This is a genomic window from Oerskovia sp. Root918, assembly GCF_001428945.1.
GTDB classification, from domain to species: Bacteria; Actinomycetota; Actinomycetes; order Actinomycetales; family Cellulomonadaceae; genus Oerskovia; species Oerskovia enterophila.
In genome coordinates, this window is record NZ_LMJG01000011.1 from 171,805 (window position 1) to 190,298 (window position 18,494).

An 18,494-nucleotide genomic window follows, 5' to 3' on the forward strand; every position below is an offset into this window, starting at 1 on the left:
GTGCACCCGAGCACGAGGTTGCGGTCGTGAAGCCCGCCATATCGACCGCAACCTCGTGCTCGGCACCCGAGGAGCTCCGGCGCCGCGGCGAGGCGGACCGTCAGGCCGCCCCTGACCCCGCCCCCACCCGCTCCCTGTGCGCCGTCGGGCTCATGCCCCGCACGCGTGTGAACGCGGCGCTCAGCGCGAACGGCGTCCCGTACCCGACCTGCCGCGCCACCGAGCCGACGGTCGCCCCCGGCTCCAGCAGCAGGTCGGCCGCGAGGGTCAGGCGCCACCCGGTGAGGTAGCCCATGGGCGGCTCGCCCACGAGCTCGGTGAAACGGCGCGAGAACGCGGCCCGTGACAGCCCGACGGTCCGCGCGAGCGACTCGACCGTCCAGGCCCTGGCCGGGTCGTGGTGCATGAGACGCAACGCGTGCCCGACCACGGGGTCGGCGTCCGCGCGGTACCACCCCGGGGCCTCGCCGCGGTCGAGCCAGGCGCGCAGCGCACCGATGAGCAGGATGTCGAGCAACCGGTCGAGCACGGCCTCCTGGCCGGGCCGGTCCTGCGAGACCTCGCGCGCGAGCAGCGAGACGAGGTCGGCGTCGAGGTCCCCGCGGCGGAGCACGACGAGCGGGGGCAGGACGCTCAGCAGCCGGCCGCCCACCTCGCCGTCGAGCGGGTAGGTCCCGGTCAGCAGCACGGTCGGCCCGTCGGGGTCGTTGCCCCAGGTCCGGACGCCGAGGTCGACGAGGGGCGAGGGGGCGTCGCCGATCGCCCGGCAGGCCCCGACGGCGTCGCTCACCATCTGCGGCGCCGTCCCGGGGGAGTCGGCCACGGTGTAGTGGCGGGGCCCGCGCACGAGCGCGACGTCGCCCTCGTCGAGGTACACCTCGAGAGACGGCTCGTCGGGCCGTGGACCGGCGTCCATCCCGATCCAGGCCGACCCGCGCACGACGGGCACGAGCGTCAGGGGTGCCTCGTCCTCGATGCGCATCGACCACGGCGGCGCGAGGAGGGAGCGCAGCAGGAAGGCGCCCCGTGCACGGGGCCCGTCGAGGAGTCCGGCGACAGCGTCCATGTCCCGACCGTACGCCGCCCACGTCCCCGACGGAAGACGAACGGACATGCGGTCGAGCCGTTCAGCCATGGAGCGTCTCGACGCTGACCGGTTGACTCGAACCACAGCACCGGACGACCGATCACAGGAGACCGACATGACCGCGAACCAGCCGCACCCCACCACCTCGACGGGCGACGCCGGTCGCCCAGCCCTCGTCGCCGTCGTCGGCGCGACGGGCAAGACCGGTCGCCGCGTCGCGGCCCGCCTCGCCGCACAGGGCATCGCCGTCCGCCCTGTCTCGCGGAGCACCGAGACCAGGCTCGACTGGGACGACGCCGCGACCTGGGCGCCGGCGCTCGCGGGAGCCGACGCCGCGTACGTCGCGGTCGCGCCGGACCTCGCGGCGCCGGGCATCCCCGAGGTCGTCGCCGGCTTCGCCCGGGTCGCGGCGCACGTGGGCGTGCAGCGCCTCGTGCTGCTCTCGGGCCGCGGTGAGCCCGAGGCGCGGCGCGCCGAGCAGCTCGTCGCCGAGGCGTTCCCCGCGCGCACGGTCGTGCGCTGCGCGTGGTTCGCGCAGAACTTCAGCGAGAGCTTCCTGCTGGACCCCGTGCTCGACGGCGTGGTCCCGCTCCCGGTCGACGCCGTGGTCGAGCCGTTCGTCGACCTCGAGGACGTGGCGGACGTCGCGGTCGCGGCGCTCACCGAGGACGGGCACGCGGGCCGGGTCTACGAGCTCACGGGTCCGCGGCTGCTGACCTTCGGCGAGGCGCTCGCGGAGGTCGGGGCGGCGAGCGGCCGGGACGTCAGGCTCGTGACCGTCACGGGTGACGAGTTCGCGGCGGGCCTGACCGCCGCGGGCGTCCCTGCTGACGCCGTCGATCTCACGCGCTACCTCTTCGAGGAGGTCCTCGACGGACGCAACGAGCACCTGACGCACGGGGTGCGGGAGGCTCTCGGGCGCGAGCCGCACGACTTCACGGAGTTCGCGCGTCGCGAGGCCGGGGCCTGGGCGCCGGTCTCCTCGCCCGTGTCCGCACCGGCCGCCCTGGACGAGGTGCACTGATGGACGCGCTCGGGGTCCTCGGGTGGGCGGTCGTGGCGGCGGCGGTCGGGTGCGGACTGGTCGGGGGAGTGCTCTTCGCGTTCTCGACCTTCGTCATGGCGGGCCTGCGCTCGGTCGCGCCCGACGTCGGTGCCGCAGCGATGGCCGCGATCAACCGTCACGCGACCAGGGCTCCGTTCGGGTCCCTCCTGCTCGTGACGACCGGGCTCGTGGTGGTCCTCGGCGTCGTGGCTGCCACGCGGCTGGACGAGGCGGGCGCGGGGCTCGTCCTGGCCGGGGCCGTCGTCTACCTCGTCGGTGGCATCGGGGTCACGGCCGCGGTCAACGTGCCGCTCAACGACCGGCTCGAGGCCGCGGACGCTGCGGTCTCGACCTCGGGCGCACGGTCGGGTGAAGCCTCACCCTCAGGTGGAGGGTCGGCTGGGACGAGGGTTCGTCCCGCCAGCCCGACGGCGGAGCGAGACCGGGTCTGGGCGGGCTTCCTCGAGCGGTGGGTCGCCTGGAACCACGTGCGGACCCTGGCGTGCGCGGTGGCCGCCCTGCTGCTGACCCTGGGACTGGTGACGCGACTCGCGGGGTGAGCCGCGCCGTCGGGCACCGGATGAACGGTGGGTGCGGAGTTCTTGTGCGACACGCCCGGCGAGTCGCGCAAGAACTCCGCACTCGGCGCACCGGAGGAGGGCGCAGCCCGGAATAGCCGTCCCCGCGCCGGGGTTGCCCCGGTATGAGCGCTGAGAGCTGGGGCGAGGAAGCCGTCATCCGCAAGGTCCTCGCGGACACCGAGACGTGGGCCGTAGTCGGGCTGTCGAACAACTCGGCCCGCGCCGCGTACGGGGTGGCCCGGCTGCTCCAGCGTCAGGGCAAGCGCATCGTGCCGGTACACCCGGCGGCCGAGACCGTGCACGGCGAGCAGGGCTACGCCTCGCTCGCCGAGATCCCGTTCCCGGTCGACGTCGTGGACGTGTTCGTGCGCTCCGACCTCGCCGGGGACGTGGCGGACCAGGCCGTCGAGATCGGTGCGCGGGCCGTCTGGTTCCAGCTCGACGTCGTCGACGAGGACGCGTTCGCGCGGGTCCGCGACGCCGGGCTCGACATGGTCATGGACCGCTGCCCCGCGATCGAGTGGCCGCGCCTGGGGCCCGCCGTCCCGGCACAGGGCTGAGGCCGACGTGACTGCGATCGACACGACGACCACGCTGGGTGCGCGCGCCGCCGAACGGCTCGACGCCGACCTCGTCGTCTGGCTCACGACGGTCGACCCCACCGGGACCCCGCAGCCGACGCCGGTGTGGCAGATCCGCAGCGGGGACGACGTCGTCATCCTCAGCGAGCCGCGCAAGGCCAAGCTGCGCAACGCCGCCGCCAACCCGCGCGCCGCGCTGCACCTCAACTCGACGCCTGCAGGATGGGACGTGCAGGTGCTCACGGGCCGGCTCGTCCTGGACCCGGTCGGCCTGAGCGCCGAGGAGCGCACGCGCTACGACACCAAGTACCGGTCGCCGATCGCCGGCCTCGGGATGAGTCCCGAGGAGTTCCACGCCGCGTACTCCGAGGTGCTGCGCTTCACGCCCGAACGGCTGCGCGGGTTCTAGGGCCCGTCGCTCCTCGTACCCCGGCGCCGGTGGGATCTGGGGTCGTGCAGGCGCCCGGGCCGAGCATGTGGTTGCGAACCCCAACCGCATGCTCGGCGCCGGGTGGCGCCGGGCATGCACCCGGCGACGCCGCAGGCCGTCAGTCCCCGAACACCAGCACCGGGCGACCCGTCCGCGGATGGGGCAGCACGTCGCACCGCACCCCGTACACGGGCTCGATCACGTCGGGGACCAGCACGTCCCGCACCGAACCCGCCGCGACGACGCGCCCGCCCGACAGGACCACGACGTGGTCGCACGAGGCCGCCGCGAGGTTGAGGTCGTGCAGGGCTGCGAGGACCGTCACGCCGTCCGCGGCGAGCTTGCGCAGCACGGTCATGGCCGCGAGCTGGGCAGCGATGTCGAGGTGGTTCGTGGGCTCGTCGAGGAGCAGCAGCGCGGGGTCCTGGGCGAGGGCGCGTGCCATGTGCACGCGCTGGCGCTCACCTCCCGACAACGTGGCGAGCGACCGTTCGGCCAGCTCCTCGACCCCGGCCCGCACCAGGGCCTCGTGGGCCACGGCGCGGTCCGCGTCGGTGTCGCCCGCGAGGAGCGAGCGGTGGGGGATCCTGCCGAGCAGCACGGCGTCGAGCACCGAGAGGGGCAGGTCGGTCGACGCGTCCTGCTCGACGAGGGCCAGCCTGCGCGCCCGGCGGCGCCGCGGCATGCGCAGCAGGTCCTCGCCGTCGAACCGGACCTCGCCCGCATCGGGTACCTGCGTGGCCGCGATCGTGCGCAGCAGCGTCGACTTCCCGGACCCGTTGGGGCCCAGCAGCCCGCTCACCGCTCCCGGGGGAGCCGTGCAGTCCACGCCGTCGAGGATCAGCCGCGACCCGGCCGACCACGAGACGCGCGAGGCATCGAGCCCGTGGGCTGCTCGCTCGCGAGGTGGCGGGCTGGCGGCGCGCGCGCCGGCGTCCGGCGCGCCGTCACGCGAGGTCGATGATCCACCGCGGTCGTGCGCCTCCCCGTGCGCCTCCGCGCGCCCGGTGCCCGCCATGCCCATCGTTCTCGGCTCCGTCACAGCGCCCGCCTCCCTCGCCACAGGATGATCGCGAAGACGGGCGCGCCGATCGCGGCCGTCAGGATGCCCACGGGGAGCTCGCGCGGGGCGAAGATGGTGCGGGCGAGCGTGTCGGCCCACACGAGGAACGAGCCGCCGAGCAGGGCCGCGAGGGGCAGCAGCACGCGGTGCCGCGCCCCGGTCAGGAGCCGGACGGCGTGCGGCAGGATCAGCCCGACGAACCCGATCGCCCCCGAGACCGAGACCAAGGCTCCCGTGAGCAGCGCGACCCCCACGAGCAGGAGCCACCGGGTCCGGTTCACCGCGATGCCGAGGCCCGCGGCCGCGGTGTCGCCGAACGTGAAGGCGTCGAGCACCGACCCGGTCGACGCGAGCAGCGTCCCCAGGACGAGCACGGCCCCGCCCGCGATCGCCACGGACGTCCACGTGGCCCCCGCGACCGACCCCATGAGCCACGACAGGATCTCGCGGTAGGAGTCACCGGTCGCGGACCAGAAGATGATGAACGACGTCGCCGCGGCCGCGAGCTGGCTCACCGCGAGACCTGCGAGCACGGTCCGCGTGGGGGTGATGGCCCCGAGCGAGCCCGCGAGCGCGAGGGCCGCGACCAGGGCCACGACCGCCCCGCCGAACGCCGCGACGGGCAGCAGGACGCTCACGCCGAGGACCAGGACGAGGACCGCGCCCAGCGAGGCGCCCGACGAGAGCCCGAGCAGGTACGGGTCGGCGAGCGGGTTGCGCGTGAGGGACTGCATGACGGCGCCGCAGATCGCGAGCCCTGCTCCCACGGCCGCGGCGGTCAGGACGCGCGGCAGCCGGAGCTGCCACACCATGCCGTCCTGCAGCAGGGGGAGCGGTTCGAGGCCGAGCGCCCCGCCGAGCCCGAGGTGCGTCGCGATCGAGCGCCACACGTCGCCCCACGTGAGGTCCGCGGGGCCGATCGTCACGGCGACCACGACGCTCACGACGAGCGCGACCGAGGCTCCGGCGAGCCACCACGGGGTGGCTCGCCGGAGCCTTGGAGTGCGGCGCGCAGAGCGGTGCACGATGGCGCGCGCTCCCGACGGGTCGGCGCTTGTCACGGGCACGAGGCTTCTCACCGGTGGGGGTCTCCTCAGGGGATGGTCAGCGCGGAGAGCTGTGCGCTGAGGTCCTTGACGGCGTCGACGTTGCGCACGCCCGCCTCGGTCGCGGGGAACGGCACGGTCAGGAAGCGGTCGCCCTGCACGGCCGTGAGGTTGGCCGTGGCCGGGTTGGCCTTGAGCGCGTCGATCTTCGACTGCGCAGTGTTCCAGGCCGAGTCGACGAGCACGATCACGTCGGGGTCGGCCGCGATGATCTCCTCGAACGAGAACGGCGTCCAGGTGTCCTGGACCGAGGCCGCGATGTTCTCGACGCCGACGGCGTCCATGATCATCTGCGGCGCACCGATCCCGGCACCCACGTAGGGGATGTCGGAGCCCGAGGAGTACCACAGCGCCGTGAGCCCGCGGTCGTCGGGCTCGAGGGCGTCGAGCTCGGCGCGCTGGGCCGACACCAGGTCCGCCGCGGTCCCGGCGACGTCGAAGATCTGACCGGCCTCGGTGATCTCGGCGAACACGTCGTCGAACGTGAGCGGGTCCGGCTTGTACGCCTCGTCCTTGCACGCCGAGGGCGAGACGTAGGTCTGGACGCCGAGCTGCTGGAAGGTCGCCCGGTCTCCGGCCCCCTCGGCCGTCAGGTTGGACTCCCACCCCGCGTACACGAGGTCCGGCTCGAGCGTGAGCACGGCCTCTGCTCCCGGGACCTTGTCGGCCATCGGGGTCACGACCGCGGGCACCGCGTCGGCCGCGTCGGCCCACTGGTCGGGCACGGGGCCGTCGGGGAACGCGGTCCCCACGATCCGGTCGCCCAGGCCGAGCGCGAGCATCATCTCGGTCGTGCTCGACTTGATGGTCACGACCTGGCGCGGGGCACCGGCGAACGTGACCTCGAACCCGCAGTTGTCGAGCGTCAGGGGGTAGGCCGTCGAGGCGGCGGCAGGTGGCGCGACCGGGGGCGTGGTCGCTCCGCCCGTCGCGAGGCTCCCCGCGTCCGAGCACGCGGCGAGGGTGAGGGACACGCCCAGGGCGAGCGCCGCCGTCGGGCCGGCGGAGAGGATGCGACGAGGGGACCTGCGGACGCGAGGGCGAGCGGACGAGGACAGCACGGGACTCCATGTCGGGGAGGTCGCCGGCTCGGCCGGTGCAGGGCACGGCGGCGCGGCGAGATGCGAGAGGGAAGGGCGCCACAATCCGCGACGAGGATCCGCGGCCCAAGCACGGGCCGCTGCGGCGAGCCAAGCAGGGCTCGCGATCCGCCTCCCAGCCTAGTAGGTCGGACGCGCACGAACCACGCACCCGATGCCGCGGCCTCGCGGACACGCCTCGCGGACTTACAGTGGGCGCATGAGCCCGACGACGGAGCCCGGCCCTCCCGGTACGTCCGGTCGCGCGCAGCACGAGACAGGCCGGGGCGCGGACCCGTCCCGGTGGTGGGCCCCGCTGCTGGGCGTCGCCTCGGCACTCGGCGCCTTCGCGGTGGCCGAGCTGGTCGCGCTGGTCGTGGGCTCCGGATCGAGCCCCGTGCTCGTCGTGGGGGCGGGTGTCGTGGACCGGGTCCCGCCGTGGCTCAAGGACTTCGCGGTCGAGACCTTCGGCACCGCGGACAAGACCGTGCTGATCCTCGGGATCGTCGTGGTGCTGGCGCTCGCGGCCGTCGCGGCGGGGATCCTCGAGACGAGGCGACCGCCGTGGGGGACGGTCCTGCTCGTGGCGGTCGGGGCCGTGGGGGTCGCAGCGGCCGTGACGCGGCCCGACGCGACCACCCTGTGGGCGCTGCCGACCGTGGTGGGCGTCGGCGTCGGGATCATGCTCCTGCGGACAGGGGCCGCGCGCCTGCGGGCGTGGCGGTCCTCGGCCCTCGCGGCCGAGGACCGGGCGACGGGGTCGGCGGTGCCGGGCGAGGCGCCCGAGACCCCGCTCTCGGCCCGACGGGAGCGCGAGGCGCTCGACCGTCGGTCCTTCCTCGTCTTCGCGGGCCTGACGACCGTGACCGCGCTCGTGGTCGGCGGTACGGCGCGCGTGCTGTCCGCGGGGTCGCGGGCCCTGACCGCCGTGCGGGACGCGATCCGGCTCCCCGCCCCGACCGGTCCCGCGGTCGTGGTCCCCGCCGGGGCGGACCTCGACGTGCCCGGTATCACGCCCTACGTGACGCCCAACGACGAGTTCTACCGCATCGACACGGCCCTGCGCGTGCCCGAGGTGGACCCTGACGACTGGCGGCTGCGCGTCGTCGGGCTCGTCGAGGAGGAGGTCGAGATCTCGTTCGCCGAGCTGCTCGCGCTGCCCCTGGTCGAGCACGCCACGACGCTGACGTGCGTGTCCAACGAGGTCGGCGGGGACCTGGTCGGCAACGCGGTGTGGCTCGGGTACCCGCTGCGCGACCTGCTGGCCCGCGCCCGCCCGCACGCGGACGCGGACATGGTGCTCTCACGCAGTGCGGACGGCTGGACCGCGAGCACGCCGCTCGAGGTGCTCACGGACCCGGGCCGCGAGTCGTTGCTCGCGGTCGGCATGAACCGCGAGCCGCTGCCGCTCGCGCACGGCTTCCCGGTGCGCATGGTCGTGCCGGGGCTGTACGGGTACGTCTCGGCGACCAAGTGGGTCGTCGAGCTCAAGGTCACGCGCTTCGCCGACGACGTCGCGTACTGGTCGACGCGCGGCTGGTCCGAGCGTGGGCCGATCAAGATGTCGTCGCGCATCGACGTGCCTCGCGCGGGGGCGACGGTGTCGCCGGACGCGGCGGGCGACGTGGTCGTGGCGGGCGTCGCGTGGTCCCAGCACTCGGGCGTCGCGGGCGTCGAGGTGCGGGTCGACGAGGGGGAGTGGGAGCCCGCCGAGCTCGCGGAGACCGTCTCGGCCGACACGTGGCGGCAGTGGACGTGGACCTGGAGCGGGCCCGGCGCGGGGGAGCACCGCCTCGCGGTGCGGGCGACCGACGCGGACGGGACCGTCCAGACCTCGACCCAGGCGCCGCCCGCGCCCGACGGGTCGAGCGGCTGGGACACGGTCGAGGTGCGCGTGGCGTAGGCCCCGCGCAGGGGGCGTCCCACGATGCGGGCACCCGGCCCGACGGCGCCGACCTCGCCTCGCCGGCGTGGCAAGGTAAGGGACGTGACGACCTCGCAGACCCCGACCCAGCCCATCTCCTCGACCTCAGAGGCCGCCGACGCGGACGCACCGACCCGGCGGGCCGTGGTCACCGGCGCCTCGTCGGGCATCGGCGCCGCGACCGTGCGCCACCTGCGTGCCGCAGGGTGGGACGTCGTCGCGTTCGCGCGCCGCGCCGACCTGCTCGACGCGCTCGCGGCCGGGACCGGCGCGCACCCCGTGGTCGGCGACGTCACGAGCGACGACGACGTCGCGCACCTCGTGCGCGAGGCCGAGGCCCGCGGGCCGGTCCACGCGGTGCTCAACATCGCGGGCTTCGCGAGCGGCACGGACCCGATCGACGCGAGCGACCTGGACCGCTGGCGGGCCATGTTCGAGACCAACGTGCTGGGCACCGTGCGCGTGACCAAGGCGTTCCTGCCCGCGATCCGCCGTGCGGGCTTCGGGACGGTCCTGGTCCTGACCTCGACCGCGGGGCACGACGCGTACAGCGGCGGGTCGGGATACGTCGCGACCAAGCACGCCGAGGCCGCGGTCGCGGACACGCTGCGTCTCGAGCTCAACGGCGAACCCATCCGGGTCCTGGAGATCGCGCCCGGCATGGTCCGCACCGAAGGGTTCTCGCTGACCCGGTTCGACGGCGACCAGGCCAGGGCCGACGCGGTCTACGACGGTGTCGAGGCGCCGCTGACCGCCGACGACGTGGCCGACGTCGTGACCTTCGCCGTGACCCGGCCCCAGCACGTCGCGATCGACACCCTGGTACTGCGTCCCGTCGCGCAGTCCTCGACCACGTTGCTGGCCCGCGGACCGCTCGTGACGCGCAGGTGACGGACAGGGGACGCACCCCGGCCCGGGGCGCTGCCCGGGCTGGGGTGACCCCAGTTCGCCGCTGAGCGCCGGGCCGAGACGCGCTTGTCGGCGCGCACGCGGGCTGGCATGATGGCGCCCGTGACCCCCGCCGCGCACCCCCTGAGCACCCGAGTGCTCGCCGTGCGCCCGCGGCCGGTCCGCACGTCGAGCTGTTGTTGAGGGCTCGCTGACGCTCCAGCAGCGTGCGACCTGGTGTCAGCGAGCAGTGCCACGCCCCTCCCTCTGAAGAGAGGGCGTGATGGTCACCGATCAGTTCTCCGGTCCTGGTCGGTCTGCCCTCGTGAGCACCCGCCTCGACACCAGGACTCCCCATGAACGCCATCGCACTGATCGCCCACCCGTTCGACACCGCCGGGGGCATCGATCCCCTCGGTCGCCTCGTCGCCCACGACCCCTGGTTCGGCGCCGCATCGCTGGGCGGCGCGCCGTCCGCTTCGCACGGCCCGACGGCGCAGCCCGCCCAGGGCGCCGCCCTCACGATCGAGTGGCTCGTCGCGCGCGACATCGACACCTACCGTGCCCGCCGTCGGGCCTCCTCGCGCGGTCGGTCGGTCGCGGGGCGCTGAGCGGCCCGGCCGTCGTGCGACGGCCGGCGCGTCGTCAGGTGCGTCAGGCCGACGTCACGGCGTAGGTGACGCGGACCAGCCCGTCGTCGGCCGTCGTGTGGACTCCGCGGACGGTGAGGCGCACGTCCCGGTCGAGCGCCCCGAACAGGCGCTTGCCCGTGCCGAGGAGCAGCGGTGCGACGGACAGGGTGAGCTCGTCGACCAGGCCGGCGGCGAGGAACGACTGGATCGTGCGACCGCCGTCGACGTAGACGCGTCCCGGGCCCTTGCGGTCGAGGAGCTGACGCACGTCCTCGACCGAGGGTGCGACGTGGATGCGTGGGTCGTCCGTGCGAAGGGTCGTGCTCAGGACGACGACGTCCTTGCCGTCGAAGGCCCACTCGTCGAAGCCGAGCACCGTCTCGTAGGTGGAACGTCCCATGACGACGGTGTCGACGGTCGGGAAGAACGTCTCCCACACGAGCGCCGGCGAGGTCGACGCAGGAGCGACGTGGTCCTGGAGCGCCGGAGCGGTGAGCCAGTCGAGGCTGCCGTCGGGGCGTGCGATGAAACCGTCCAGGCTGACGCCGATGAAGACGCATCCGGTCCACTCGCGGGTCGTCGTCATGTCCATGCCTCCATGAGCTGGTCGAGGGTGTCGGTCGGCGGAGAGGGGCGCAGGTCGACCCCGCGTCGATAGAGCGATCCGTGGAGTGCGTCGAGGAGCAGCAGCGCGCCGCGCGGTGGATCCACGAGCCGCGGGAGCCGCATCGCCGACAGGAGCTGCCCGAGGTACCTCGCTTGCTTGTCCCACCCCTCGCGCAGCAGGGAGTTCGACTCGGGCGTCCGCAGGTCCGCGAGGAGCTCCTCGAGGGCGAAGATCGCTGCGCCTGCCGACGGGGCCTCGAACTCCGCGGAGATGTAGGCGCGCAGCTCCTCTTCCGGCTCCTGCTCCGTGGGTGAGGACGGGACGAGATCGATCCATCGGCGAGCGAGGGCATGGAGCAGGTCGGCCTTGGAGCCGAACCGCTTGATCAGTCCGGCAGGGCTGATCCCCGCGGCCGGGGCGACCTCCTGCAGCGTCCACGTCCCCGACGTGCGTCGGGACGAGAGCGCGCGGTCGATGCGGTCGAGCAGGTCTTCGTCGTTCACGGTCCGCGGGCGCGTCATGGCAGTTAGTAAATCATGATTCACTAATCATTGTCGCCCCGGCGCGGCCCGCGGGCTCGTGTCCGGTCAGACCAGGGCGCGGACCTCGGCGTACCCGTCGGCCAGGACCGAGGGGGCCGGCGCCTCGCCGCCGAAGACCCGCGTGGCACCCGGGGCGTCCGACCACGCGCGCCATCCCGGTGTCCCCTCGAGCACGAGCGAGACGGCTGCACCGTGGAGCTCGCTCGCCAGGGCCTGGGGCGGGTTGCCGCCCGCGATGAAGTCCACCTTCTCGGCGTCGAGGCAGTCGAACCAGAACGGCACGTCGAGGCAGTGGGCGGCCCACCCGAGCTTCGGCGACGCCCACGAGAAGCGGTACACCCAGGTGGGGTGGGCGGCTCGGGCCTCGGCGACCCGGACGATCGGCGCGCGGAACATGCTGTCGGTCATGAAGCGGCCGAGCACGGCCGCCGTGCCCTTGCGGCGCTGCGGCCGGTTGGCAGCGAGGTAGGCCTTGCGCCGGTCACGGTCGGTGAGCAGCCTGCCCAGGACGAGCGAGGCAGGCACGAAGCGCAGCTTGTTCTTCTGGGCGTCGGTCGCCATGGTGAACTCGTCGTCCGTGGCGCCGAGCACGAGCGGCTTGTCGCCGCCCACGCCGCTGCGCAGCGAGTCGAGCGTCGGGCGGGTGATGAGGTCGCCGTCGATCATCGGGCCCCAGGGCAGTCCGTCCTGGAGCATCGCGGCGACGCCTGCCATCGGGTCGAGGTCGTCCGGGTTGGTCGCCGCGTCCTGCAGCTCCAGGACGCGGGTCTCCGGCAGGGACGCGAACCCGTCCCGCGTCGCCTCGACCCCGGCAAGACGCGCGAGCGTCTCGGCGAACGTCCTCGCCCGGGCCTCGGTGACGTCGGCGACGGCGCCCGAGAGGCACCACACCGACCGGAACAGGTGCTGTGCTGCCGGCATGCCGAGCAGCGTCAGCACCGCGCCGCCGCCCGCGGACTGGCCGGCGATCGTGACGCGCGCAGGATCGCCGCCGAACGCCGCGACGTTGCGCTGCACCCAGTCCAGGGCGAGCAGCCAGTCGTGCACGCCACGGTTGGACGGCGCGCCCTCGATGTACCCGAACCCGTCGAAGCCGAGCCGGTAGGAGATCGACACGGTCACGACGCCGTCGCGGTTGAACGCGCGCCCGTCGTACCAGGGGCTCGCCGGCGAGCCGGCCGTGTAGCCGCCGCCGTGGATGTAGACGAGAACGGGCAGGGCGGCGTCGGGCGCACCGGGTGAGGGCGTGTAGACGTTGACGTTGAGGGTCGAGTCGCCGGGGATCGAGGGCTCGGGGATCAGCGTGATCTCGGCGAGCTGCTTGCGCTGCGGGGTCGGGCCGAGCTCCGCGGCGTCGCGGACCCCGTCCCAGGGAGCGACGGGCACGGGCGCCTCGAACCGGAGGGTCCCGACGGGGGCCTCGGCGAAGGGGATGCCGAGGAAGGCCGCGGACCTCTCGCGCCAGATCCCACGGACCTGGCCCGAGTCGATCGTGACGACGGGGCGTTCCAGGGTGGGGTCGACCGACTCGGTGACGGTCTCGGGGGTGCTCATGCGGTGGTGCTCCGTTCGGAGGGGAAGACCCCGAGGGACACGAGCAGCCGCTCGATCTCGGAGGCCATGTCGATGGTGGGGTCCTGCAGCCAGAGGGTCTGCAGGCCGTCGGCGACGGCGGTGATGACGAGGCCCAGCGAGGCCGTGTCGACGTCGGTGGGGTACTGCCCGGCGAGCTTGCCCTCCTCGACGAGTCCCGTGAACATCGCCTGCATGCCCGCCCGGCGCTCGGCGAAGAAGGCGTGGGCCGGGTGCGCGTGGTCGCTCGCCTCGGCGTTGAGGCGCGTGTACAGCTCGACGAGTCCGGGGACCTCGGCGTTGTGCCGCATGACCTGCAGGAACACCCGGAAGGGGTCGAGCCTGGACTCCGTGCGGTAGGTCTCCAGATCAAGCTCGTCGCGCTTGCGCAGGATCGCGGTGAACAGCTCGTCCTTGCTGTCGAAGTAGTGCAGCAGACCCGCCTGGCTGAGGCCGGCCGCGTCCGCGAGCTCCTTGACCGATGCCCCCCGGTATCCCTCGCGGGCGATGACCTCGAGCGCCGTCGAGAGGATCTCCTCCCGCTTGGCGATGCCCTTCGCGTATGAACCTCGCTGTGCCATGCGTCGACCCTAGACCGGAGACCCTTGCACTTCAATACCGAGTGCCATACTGTTTTGGCGACGCTCAAGGATGAGCGCCTGTCCGACGAAGGATCCGCCATGACACTGCCGTCCGATTCCCCATCCACCGCTCCGGTCTCGGCCCCGACGCCCACCCCTGCGCCGGCGTTCGCTGTCGACACGTCCGCTGCCGCCGAGGAGTTCATCGAGGAGGCGTCCGGCCAGGACGACCCGCCCCCGCTCGTCCGGGGCACCCCTCGGCGCCTGCTCGGGTGGATCGTCCCGGCCAACTTCTCGGTCTTCATGATCTGGGGCGCCGTGGGCGGACTCCTGATGCCTCTCCAGGTGCAGCTCCTGGGTGAGGAGGACAAGGTCGCGAACCTGGCCGTGGTCGGGACGTTCGGCGCCCTGGCCGCACTACTCGCGCAGCCCGTCGCGGGTCAGATCTCGGACCGCACGCGCAGCAGGTTCGGCAGGCGCGCCCCGTGGCTCGTCCTCGGTGCCCTCGTCGGTGGCCTCGGCCTGCTGGCCATGGGCTTCGCGAGCTCGCTCGTCGGCATCGTCATCGGCTGGATGATCGTCCAGATCGCCTACAACTTCGCGCAAGGCCCCCTCAGCGCGATCATGCCGGACCGCGTCCCCCGTACCCTGCGCGGCACCTTTGCCGCGCTCTCCGGGCTGGGGCTGATGCTCGGAGCCCTCGGCGGATCGATCCTGGGTGCGCAGTTCGCGGACTCGATCCAGCTCGGCTACCTGGTCTTCGCGGGCTTCACCCTGATCGTGCTGACCCTGTTCGTCGTGTTCAACCCCGACCACTCCAGCAAGGACCTGGCCAAGGAGCCGTTCGACATCGGCGAGTTCCTGCGCACCTTCTGGGTCAGCCCGCGCAAGCACCCCGACTTCTTCTGGGCCTTCACCGGACGCCTGCTCCTGTACACGGGGTACTTCGCCGTGACCGGCTACCAGCTGTTCATCCTGCAGGACTACATCGGTCTCGGTCAGGCCGGGGCGGTCGCCGCCGTGCCGTTGTTCAGCGTCATCAGCCTCGCGGGCGTGCTCGTCGCGACGCTCGTCTCCGGACCGCTGTCCGACCGGTTCCAGCGCCGCAAGGTGTTCGTCTTCCTCTCGTCGGCGCTCGTCGGCCTGGCGCTCCTCATCCCCATGTTCGTGCCGAGCTTCGCGGGCTGGGCCGTCTTCACGTTCGTCTCGGGCCTCGGCTTCGGCATGTTCCAGGCCGTCGACACGGCGCTCATGAGCGAGGTGCTGCCGTCGGCGAAGTCGTTCGCCAAGGACCTCGGCGTCGTCAACATCGCCGCGACCCTGCCGCAGACGCTCGCCCCCGCGTTCGCCGGCATGATCATCCTGAGCTTCGGCGGGTACATCGCACTGTTCCCGGTCGGGATCGTCCTGAGCATTCTCGGCGCCTGCGCGGTCTGGCCGATCAAGGCGGTGCGCTGATGGTCGCCGACACGTCGCTGCCGCAGCCGCAGGAGGCGACCGACGCCGTCGTCCCCGCACCACGGACGCGTCGCCCGCGGGCGATGCTGGCCTGGTCGCTGGGCCTGGTCGCCGCGTTCGCGCTCATGGGTCTGCTCGTCGGGCTGAACCCGGCGGCGCCCTTCACGCAGCCGCTCGACGACTGGTGGCGTGCGCTCGTCGGCGTGTCCGCGGACGGGAGCATCCACACCTCGGCCGTCCCGATGTTCTTCCAGCACCTGGGAGAAGGCCCGGGCGCGCTCGTGGGGGTCGTCCTGGTCCCCGCGGTGCTCGCGATCGTCGGGCGCTGGCGCTCCGGGCTCTTCTTCCTCACGGTCACGCTGGTCGGCCCGGGGCTCTTCTCCCAGGGGATGAAGAACCTCGTGGACCGCCCGCGTCCCGCCGTCGACGAGACGCTCGGGCTGTTCGGGCCGCTGTTCCGGGTCGACCACGGGTCGTTCCCCTCGGGGCACGCCGTCATGGCCGGCGCGCTCGTCGTCGGTATCGCGGCCCTAATCCCGGCCACGCGGCGCTCCGCGCGCACGCTCTGGTGGACCGTCGGCGGCCTGATCCTGCTCGGCATGGTGTGGCAGCGCACGCTCATCAACGCGCACTGGCTCTCCGACACGGTCTTCGGACTCGTCGCGGGCATCGCCGGCGCACTCCTGATGTGGTGGGCGTTCTGGCCCCTGATCCAGCGCGACCACGGGCGCCCCGTGTGGTTCTGCCACCTCGGGCGCCGTCACCAGCCCTCCCCAGCCTGAACCGCGATCGAGAGACAAGGACGAGCACATGACCGACATCGACATCACCAACCAGGGGGCAGCGACGGCGTTCGCCGCCGACCTGACGCTCGAGGAGAAGGCGTCGCTGACCAGCGGCGCGAGCTTCTGGTGGACCAAGGGGGTCGAGCGTGCGGGCATCCCGTCCGTCATGCTCACCGACGGCCCGCACGGTCTGCGCAAGCAGCGCGGCAGCGCCGACCACCTCGGGATCGGCGACAGCGTCCCGGCGACGTGCTTCCCGCCCGCGGTCGGGCTCGGTTCGTCGTGGGACACCGCGCTCGCGCACCGCGTCGGCGAGGCGCTGGGCGTGGAGTCCTCGATCGAGGACGTCGCGGTCATCCTCGGCCCGGGCGTCAACATCAAGCGCTCGCCGCTGTGCGGCCGAAACTTCGAGTACTTCTCGGAGGACCCGATCGTCTCCGGTGTGATGGCCGCCGCACTCGTGCGGGGCACGCAGTCGACGGGGGTCGGCACGTCGCTCAAGCACTTCGCGGCCAACAACCAGGAGCACGACCGCATGCGCTCGTCGAGCGACGTCGACCCGCGTCCGCTGCGCGAGATCTACCTGCGAGGCTTCCAGCGCGTGGTCGAGGACGCCCAGCCGTACACCGTGATGTGCTCCTACAACCGCGTCAACGGCGTCTTCGCGTCCGAGGACCCGTTCCTCCTGACCCGGGTGCTGCGCGACGAGTGGGGCTTCGAGGGGCTCGTGGTCTCGGACTGGGGCGCGGTCAACGACAGGGTCTCGGCGCTCGCGGCGGGCCTGGACCTGGAGATGCCGTCCTCGGGCGGAGCGACCGACGCGCAGATCGTCGACGCGGTGCGCGATGGCTCGCTCGACGAGAGCGTCGTGGACGCCTCGGCCGCGCGGGTCGCGCACCTCGCGACGCGCTGGCAGGGCACGCCGCGCGTCGCCGGCCCGCTGGACGTCGATGCGCACCACGCGCTCGCGCGGGAGGTGGCCGGGCGGTCGATCGTCCTGCTGAAGAACGACGGGGGACTGCTCCCGCTCCGGGCGGAGCGCTCGGTGGCACTCATCGGGGCCTTCGTCGACCAGCCCCGGTACCAGGGGGCCGGGTCCTCGATGATCAACCCGACCCGGATCGACTCGGTGGCCCGCGAGGTCGCGATCAAGGTCGGTGAGGATCTCGTCTCCCAGGCGCAGGGCTTCACGCTCGACGGCTCGGGCGACGCGGCAGTGCTGCGGGCCGAGGCCGTCGCCCTCGCGGCGGAGAACGACGTCGCCGTGGTCTTCCTCGGCCTGCCGGCGGCCGCAGAGTCCGAGGGCTACGACCGCGAGCACATCGACCTGCCGGCCGTGCAGCTCGAGCTCCTCGACGCGGTGCTCGAGGTCAACCCCGACACCGTGGTCGTCCTGTCCAACGGCAGCGTCGTCGCGCTCCCGTTCGCGGACGACGTCTCGGCGATCCTCGAGGGCTGGCTGCTCGGCCAGGCCGGGGGCGGCGCGATCGCCGACGTGCTCTGCGGCGACGTCAACCCGTCGGCCAAGCTCACCGAGACGATCCCGGTGCGTCTGGAGGACAGCCCGGCATTCCTCAACTTCCCCGGCGAGGACGGTCACGTCCGCTACGGCGAGGGCCTGTTCGTCGGCTACCGCTGGTACGACGCGCGCAAGATCGAGGTGACCTTCCCGTTCGGGCACGGCCTGTCCTACACGACGTTCGGGTACGGGGACGCGTCGGCGTCCGTGGGCGCCGACGGCGACGTCGAGGTGCGTGTCACGGTGACCAACACGGGGGACCGCGCGGGCCGCGAGGTCGTGCAGGTCTACACGGGGTTGGCCTCGGAGGACGTGCAGCGTCCCGAGCGCGAGCTCAAGGCGTTCGCGCTGGTCGAGCTCGAGGCGGGCGAGAGCCGTGAGGTCGTCCTCACGGTCCGTCGTGCCGACCTCGCGTACTGGCACGTCCGCACGGACCGCTGGGTGGTCGAGGGCGGCGAGTACACGGTCGACGTCGCGGCGTCGAGCCGCGACCTGCGCTCGTCCACGACCGTCGAGGTGGCCGGCGACACGCTCGTCCTGCCGCTCACGCGCGAGTCCTCGCTGGCCGAGGTCTTCGCGCACCCGGTCGCGGGGCCGATCGTGCAGCAGGCCATGGCGCAGATGGCCTCGGCCATGGAGGGTGCCGCATCGATCATGCCCGAGGGCGTCGACATGGCGAAGATGATGGGCTCGTTCCCGATCGGGCGCATCGGCATGATCGCGGGCGACAGCCTCGGCCCCGAGCAGGTCGACCAGCTCCTCGCGATGGCCAACGGCGCCGGAGCCTGAGCCGTCCGACGAGGGGGAGGCCCCGGCACCGCACGGTGCCGGGGCCTCCTGTGCCTGCTGGCCCGCCTGCGTGCCTGCCGGCTCGCCGCCCGACTGCTCGACCGCCCGGCCGCCTTCCGGTCGGCTCGGGCGCGACCGGCAGGTGGCGCGTTACCATGGGGTCCACAGGCATCGACCCGGCCATCACCGGTGAGCCTCCGGAAGAACGGGCCCCGTCCGCGGGGC

The 18,494-nt window shown here is 73.2% G+C and carries 18 protein-coding genes; 10 read left to right on the plus strand and 8 right to left on the minus strand.

The genetic code is table 11. The features are described 5' to 3' along the window. Nucleotides 1-100: 100 nt before the first annotated feature. Nucleotides 101-1,066, minus strand: a complete 966-nt coding sequence (locus ASE27_RS08390; protein WP_056648621.1) for an AraC family transcriptional regulator — start codon at nucleotides 1,064-1,066, stop codon at nucleotides 101-103. 136 nt (nucleotides 1,067-1,202) lie between these two features. Between ASE27_RS08390 and ASE27_RS08395 the strand changes: the two genes are divergently transcribed. The 4 genes from ASE27_RS08395 (at nucleotide 1,203) to ASE27_RS08410 (ending at nucleotide 3,703) form a co-directional block, all read left to right on the plus strand. Continuing rightward, nucleotides 1,203-2,111: an NAD(P)H-binding protein gene (locus tag ASE27_RS08395; protein ID WP_056648623.1), complete on the plus strand. Its 909-nt coding sequence runs from the start codon at nucleotides 1,203-1,205 to the stop codon at nucleotides 2,109-2,111. Continuing rightward, nucleotides 2,111-2,692 carry a DUF1772 domain-containing protein gene (locus ASE27_RS08400; protein ID WP_056648625.1) on the plus strand — a complete coding sequence of 194 codons (582 nt, stop codon included), beginning with the start codon at nucleotides 2,111-2,113 and terminating at the stop codon, nucleotides 2,690-2,692. The genes ASE27_RS08395 and ASE27_RS08400 overlap by 1 nt, the downstream gene beginning before the upstream one ends. 143 nt (nucleotides 2,693-2,835) lie before the next feature. After that, nucleotides 2,836-3,273, plus strand: a complete 438-nt coding sequence (locus ASE27_RS08405) for a CoA-binding protein (RefSeq protein WP_056648627.1) — start codon at nucleotides 2,836-2,838, stop codon at nucleotides 3,271-3,273. Nucleotides 3,274-3,280: 7 nt separating this feature from the next. Beyond that, nucleotides 3,281-3,703, plus strand: coding sequence for a TIGR03667 family PPOX class F420-dependent oxidoreductase (locus ASE27_RS08410; protein ID WP_056648629.1), 423 nt, complete (start codon nucleotides 3,281-3,283; stop codon nucleotides 3,701-3,703). 139 nt (nucleotides 3,704-3,842) lie between these two features. Here ASE27_RS08410 and ASE27_RS08415 read toward each other — a convergent pair whose 3' ends face one another. Genes ASE27_RS08415 through ASE27_RS08425 form a run of 3 tightly spaced genes read right to left on the minus strand, consistent with a single transcriptional unit; the run spans nucleotide 3,843 to nucleotide 6,954 of the window. Next, entirely contained in the window at nucleotides 3,843-4,766 is a 924-nt protein-coding gene (locus tag ASE27_RS08415) for a putative F420-0 ABC transporter ATP-binding protein (RefSeq protein ID WP_235535391.1), read from the minus strand. Continuing rightward, nucleotides 4,763-5,848 carry a putative F420-0 ABC transporter permease subunit gene (locus tag ASE27_RS08420; RefSeq protein ID WP_369800566.1) on the minus strand — a complete coding sequence of 362 codons (1,086 nt, stop codon included), beginning with the start codon at nucleotides 5,846-5,848 and terminating at the stop codon, nucleotides 4,763-4,765. Before ASE27_RS08420 ends, ASE27_RS08415 begins: the two co-directional genes overlap by 4 nt. 32 nt (nucleotides 5,849-5,880) lie before the next feature. After that, complete coding sequence (locus tag ASE27_RS08425) at nucleotides 5,881-6,954, minus strand: putative F420-0 ABC transporter substrate-binding protein (protein WP_235534207.1); 1,074 nt, start codon at nucleotides 6,952-6,954, stop codon at nucleotides 5,881-5,883. Nucleotides 6,955-7,192: 238 nt separating this feature from the next. Here ASE27_RS08425 and ASE27_RS08430 point away from each other — a divergent pair, with 238 nt between their 5' ends. The 3 genes from ASE27_RS08430 (at nucleotide 7,193) to ASE27_RS08440 (ending at nucleotide 10,395) form a co-directional block, all read left to right on the plus strand. After that, nucleotides 7,193-8,875 carry a molybdopterin-dependent oxidoreductase gene (locus tag ASE27_RS08430; protein WP_082608702.1) on the plus strand — a complete coding sequence of 561 codons (1,683 nt, stop codon included), beginning with the start codon at nucleotides 7,193-7,195 and terminating at the stop codon, nucleotides 8,873-8,875. Between the two features lie 84 nt (nucleotides 8,876-8,959). Further along, a complete protein-coding gene (locus ASE27_RS08435; RefSeq protein ID WP_369819002.1) occupies nucleotides 8,960-9,787 on the plus strand; it encodes an SDR family oxidoreductase in 828 nt (275 codons plus the stop codon). Nucleotides 9,788-10,140: 353 nt separating this feature from the next. Then, the gene (locus ASE27_RS08440) at nucleotides 10,141-10,395 is read left to right on the plus strand and encodes a hypothetical protein (RefSeq protein ID WP_056648630.1); all 255 of its coding nucleotides are present in this window, start codon (nucleotides 10,141-10,143) and stop codon (nucleotides 10,393-10,395) included. A 43-nt stretch (nucleotides 10,396-10,438) separates the two neighbouring features. Here the strand turns inward: ASE27_RS08440 and ASE27_RS08445 are convergent, their stop codons facing one another. The 4 genes from ASE27_RS08445 to ASE27_RS08460 all read right to left on the minus strand — a co-directional run bounded on the left by ASE27_RS08445 (nucleotide 10,439) and on the right by ASE27_RS08460 (nucleotide 13,718). Then, on the minus strand, nucleotides 10,439-11,002 hold the full coding sequence (locus ASE27_RS08445; protein ID WP_056649003.1) for a dihydrofolate reductase family protein: 564 nt from the start codon (nucleotides 11,000-11,002) through the stop codon (nucleotides 10,439-10,441). Continuing rightward, nucleotides 10,999-11,544, minus strand: a complete 546-nt coding sequence (locus tag ASE27_RS08450) for a TetR/AcrR family transcriptional regulator (protein WP_056648632.1) — start codon at nucleotides 11,542-11,544, stop codon at nucleotides 10,999-11,001. The genes ASE27_RS08445 and ASE27_RS08450 overlap by 4 nt, the downstream gene beginning before the upstream one ends. A gap of 66 nt (nucleotides 11,545-11,610) precedes the next feature. Next, the gene (locus ASE27_RS08455) at nucleotides 11,611-13,119 is read right to left on the minus strand and encodes a carboxylesterase/lipase family protein (RefSeq protein ID WP_056648635.1); all 1,509 of its coding nucleotides are present in this window, start codon (nucleotides 13,117-13,119) and stop codon (nucleotides 11,611-11,613) included. After that, complete coding sequence (locus ASE27_RS08460; RefSeq protein ID WP_068625631.1) at nucleotides 13,116-13,718, minus strand: TetR/AcrR family transcriptional regulator; 603 nt, start codon at nucleotides 13,716-13,718, stop codon at nucleotides 13,116-13,118. The genes ASE27_RS08455 and ASE27_RS08460 overlap by 4 nt, the downstream gene beginning before the upstream one ends. Before the next feature lie 99 nt (nucleotides 13,719-13,817). Here ASE27_RS08460 and ASE27_RS08465 point away from each other — a divergent pair, with 99 nt between their 5' ends. The 3 genes from ASE27_RS08465 to ASE27_RS08475 are packed head-to-tail and all read left to right on the plus strand — an operon-like array spanning nucleotide 13,818 to nucleotide 18,269. Continuing rightward, a complete protein-coding gene (locus ASE27_RS08465; RefSeq protein ID WP_082608704.1) occupies nucleotides 13,818-15,176 on the plus strand; it encodes an MFS transporter in 1,359 nt (452 codons plus the stop codon). Continuing rightward, nucleotides 15,176-15,958 carry a phosphatase PAP2 family protein gene (locus ASE27_RS08470; RefSeq protein WP_056648637.1) on the plus strand — a complete coding sequence of 261 codons (783 nt, stop codon included), beginning with the start codon at nucleotides 15,176-15,178 and terminating at the stop codon, nucleotides 15,956-15,958. Before ASE27_RS08465 ends, ASE27_RS08470 begins: the two co-directional genes overlap by 1 nt. Nucleotides 15,959-15,986: 28 nt before the next feature. After that, nucleotides 15,987-18,269 carry a glycoside hydrolase family 3 C-terminal domain-containing protein gene (locus ASE27_RS08475; RefSeq protein WP_056648639.1) on the plus strand — a complete coding sequence of 761 codons (2,283 nt, stop codon included), beginning with the start codon at nucleotides 15,987-15,989 and terminating at the stop codon, nucleotides 18,267-18,269. Nucleotides 18,270-18,494 lie beyond the last annotated feature (225 nt).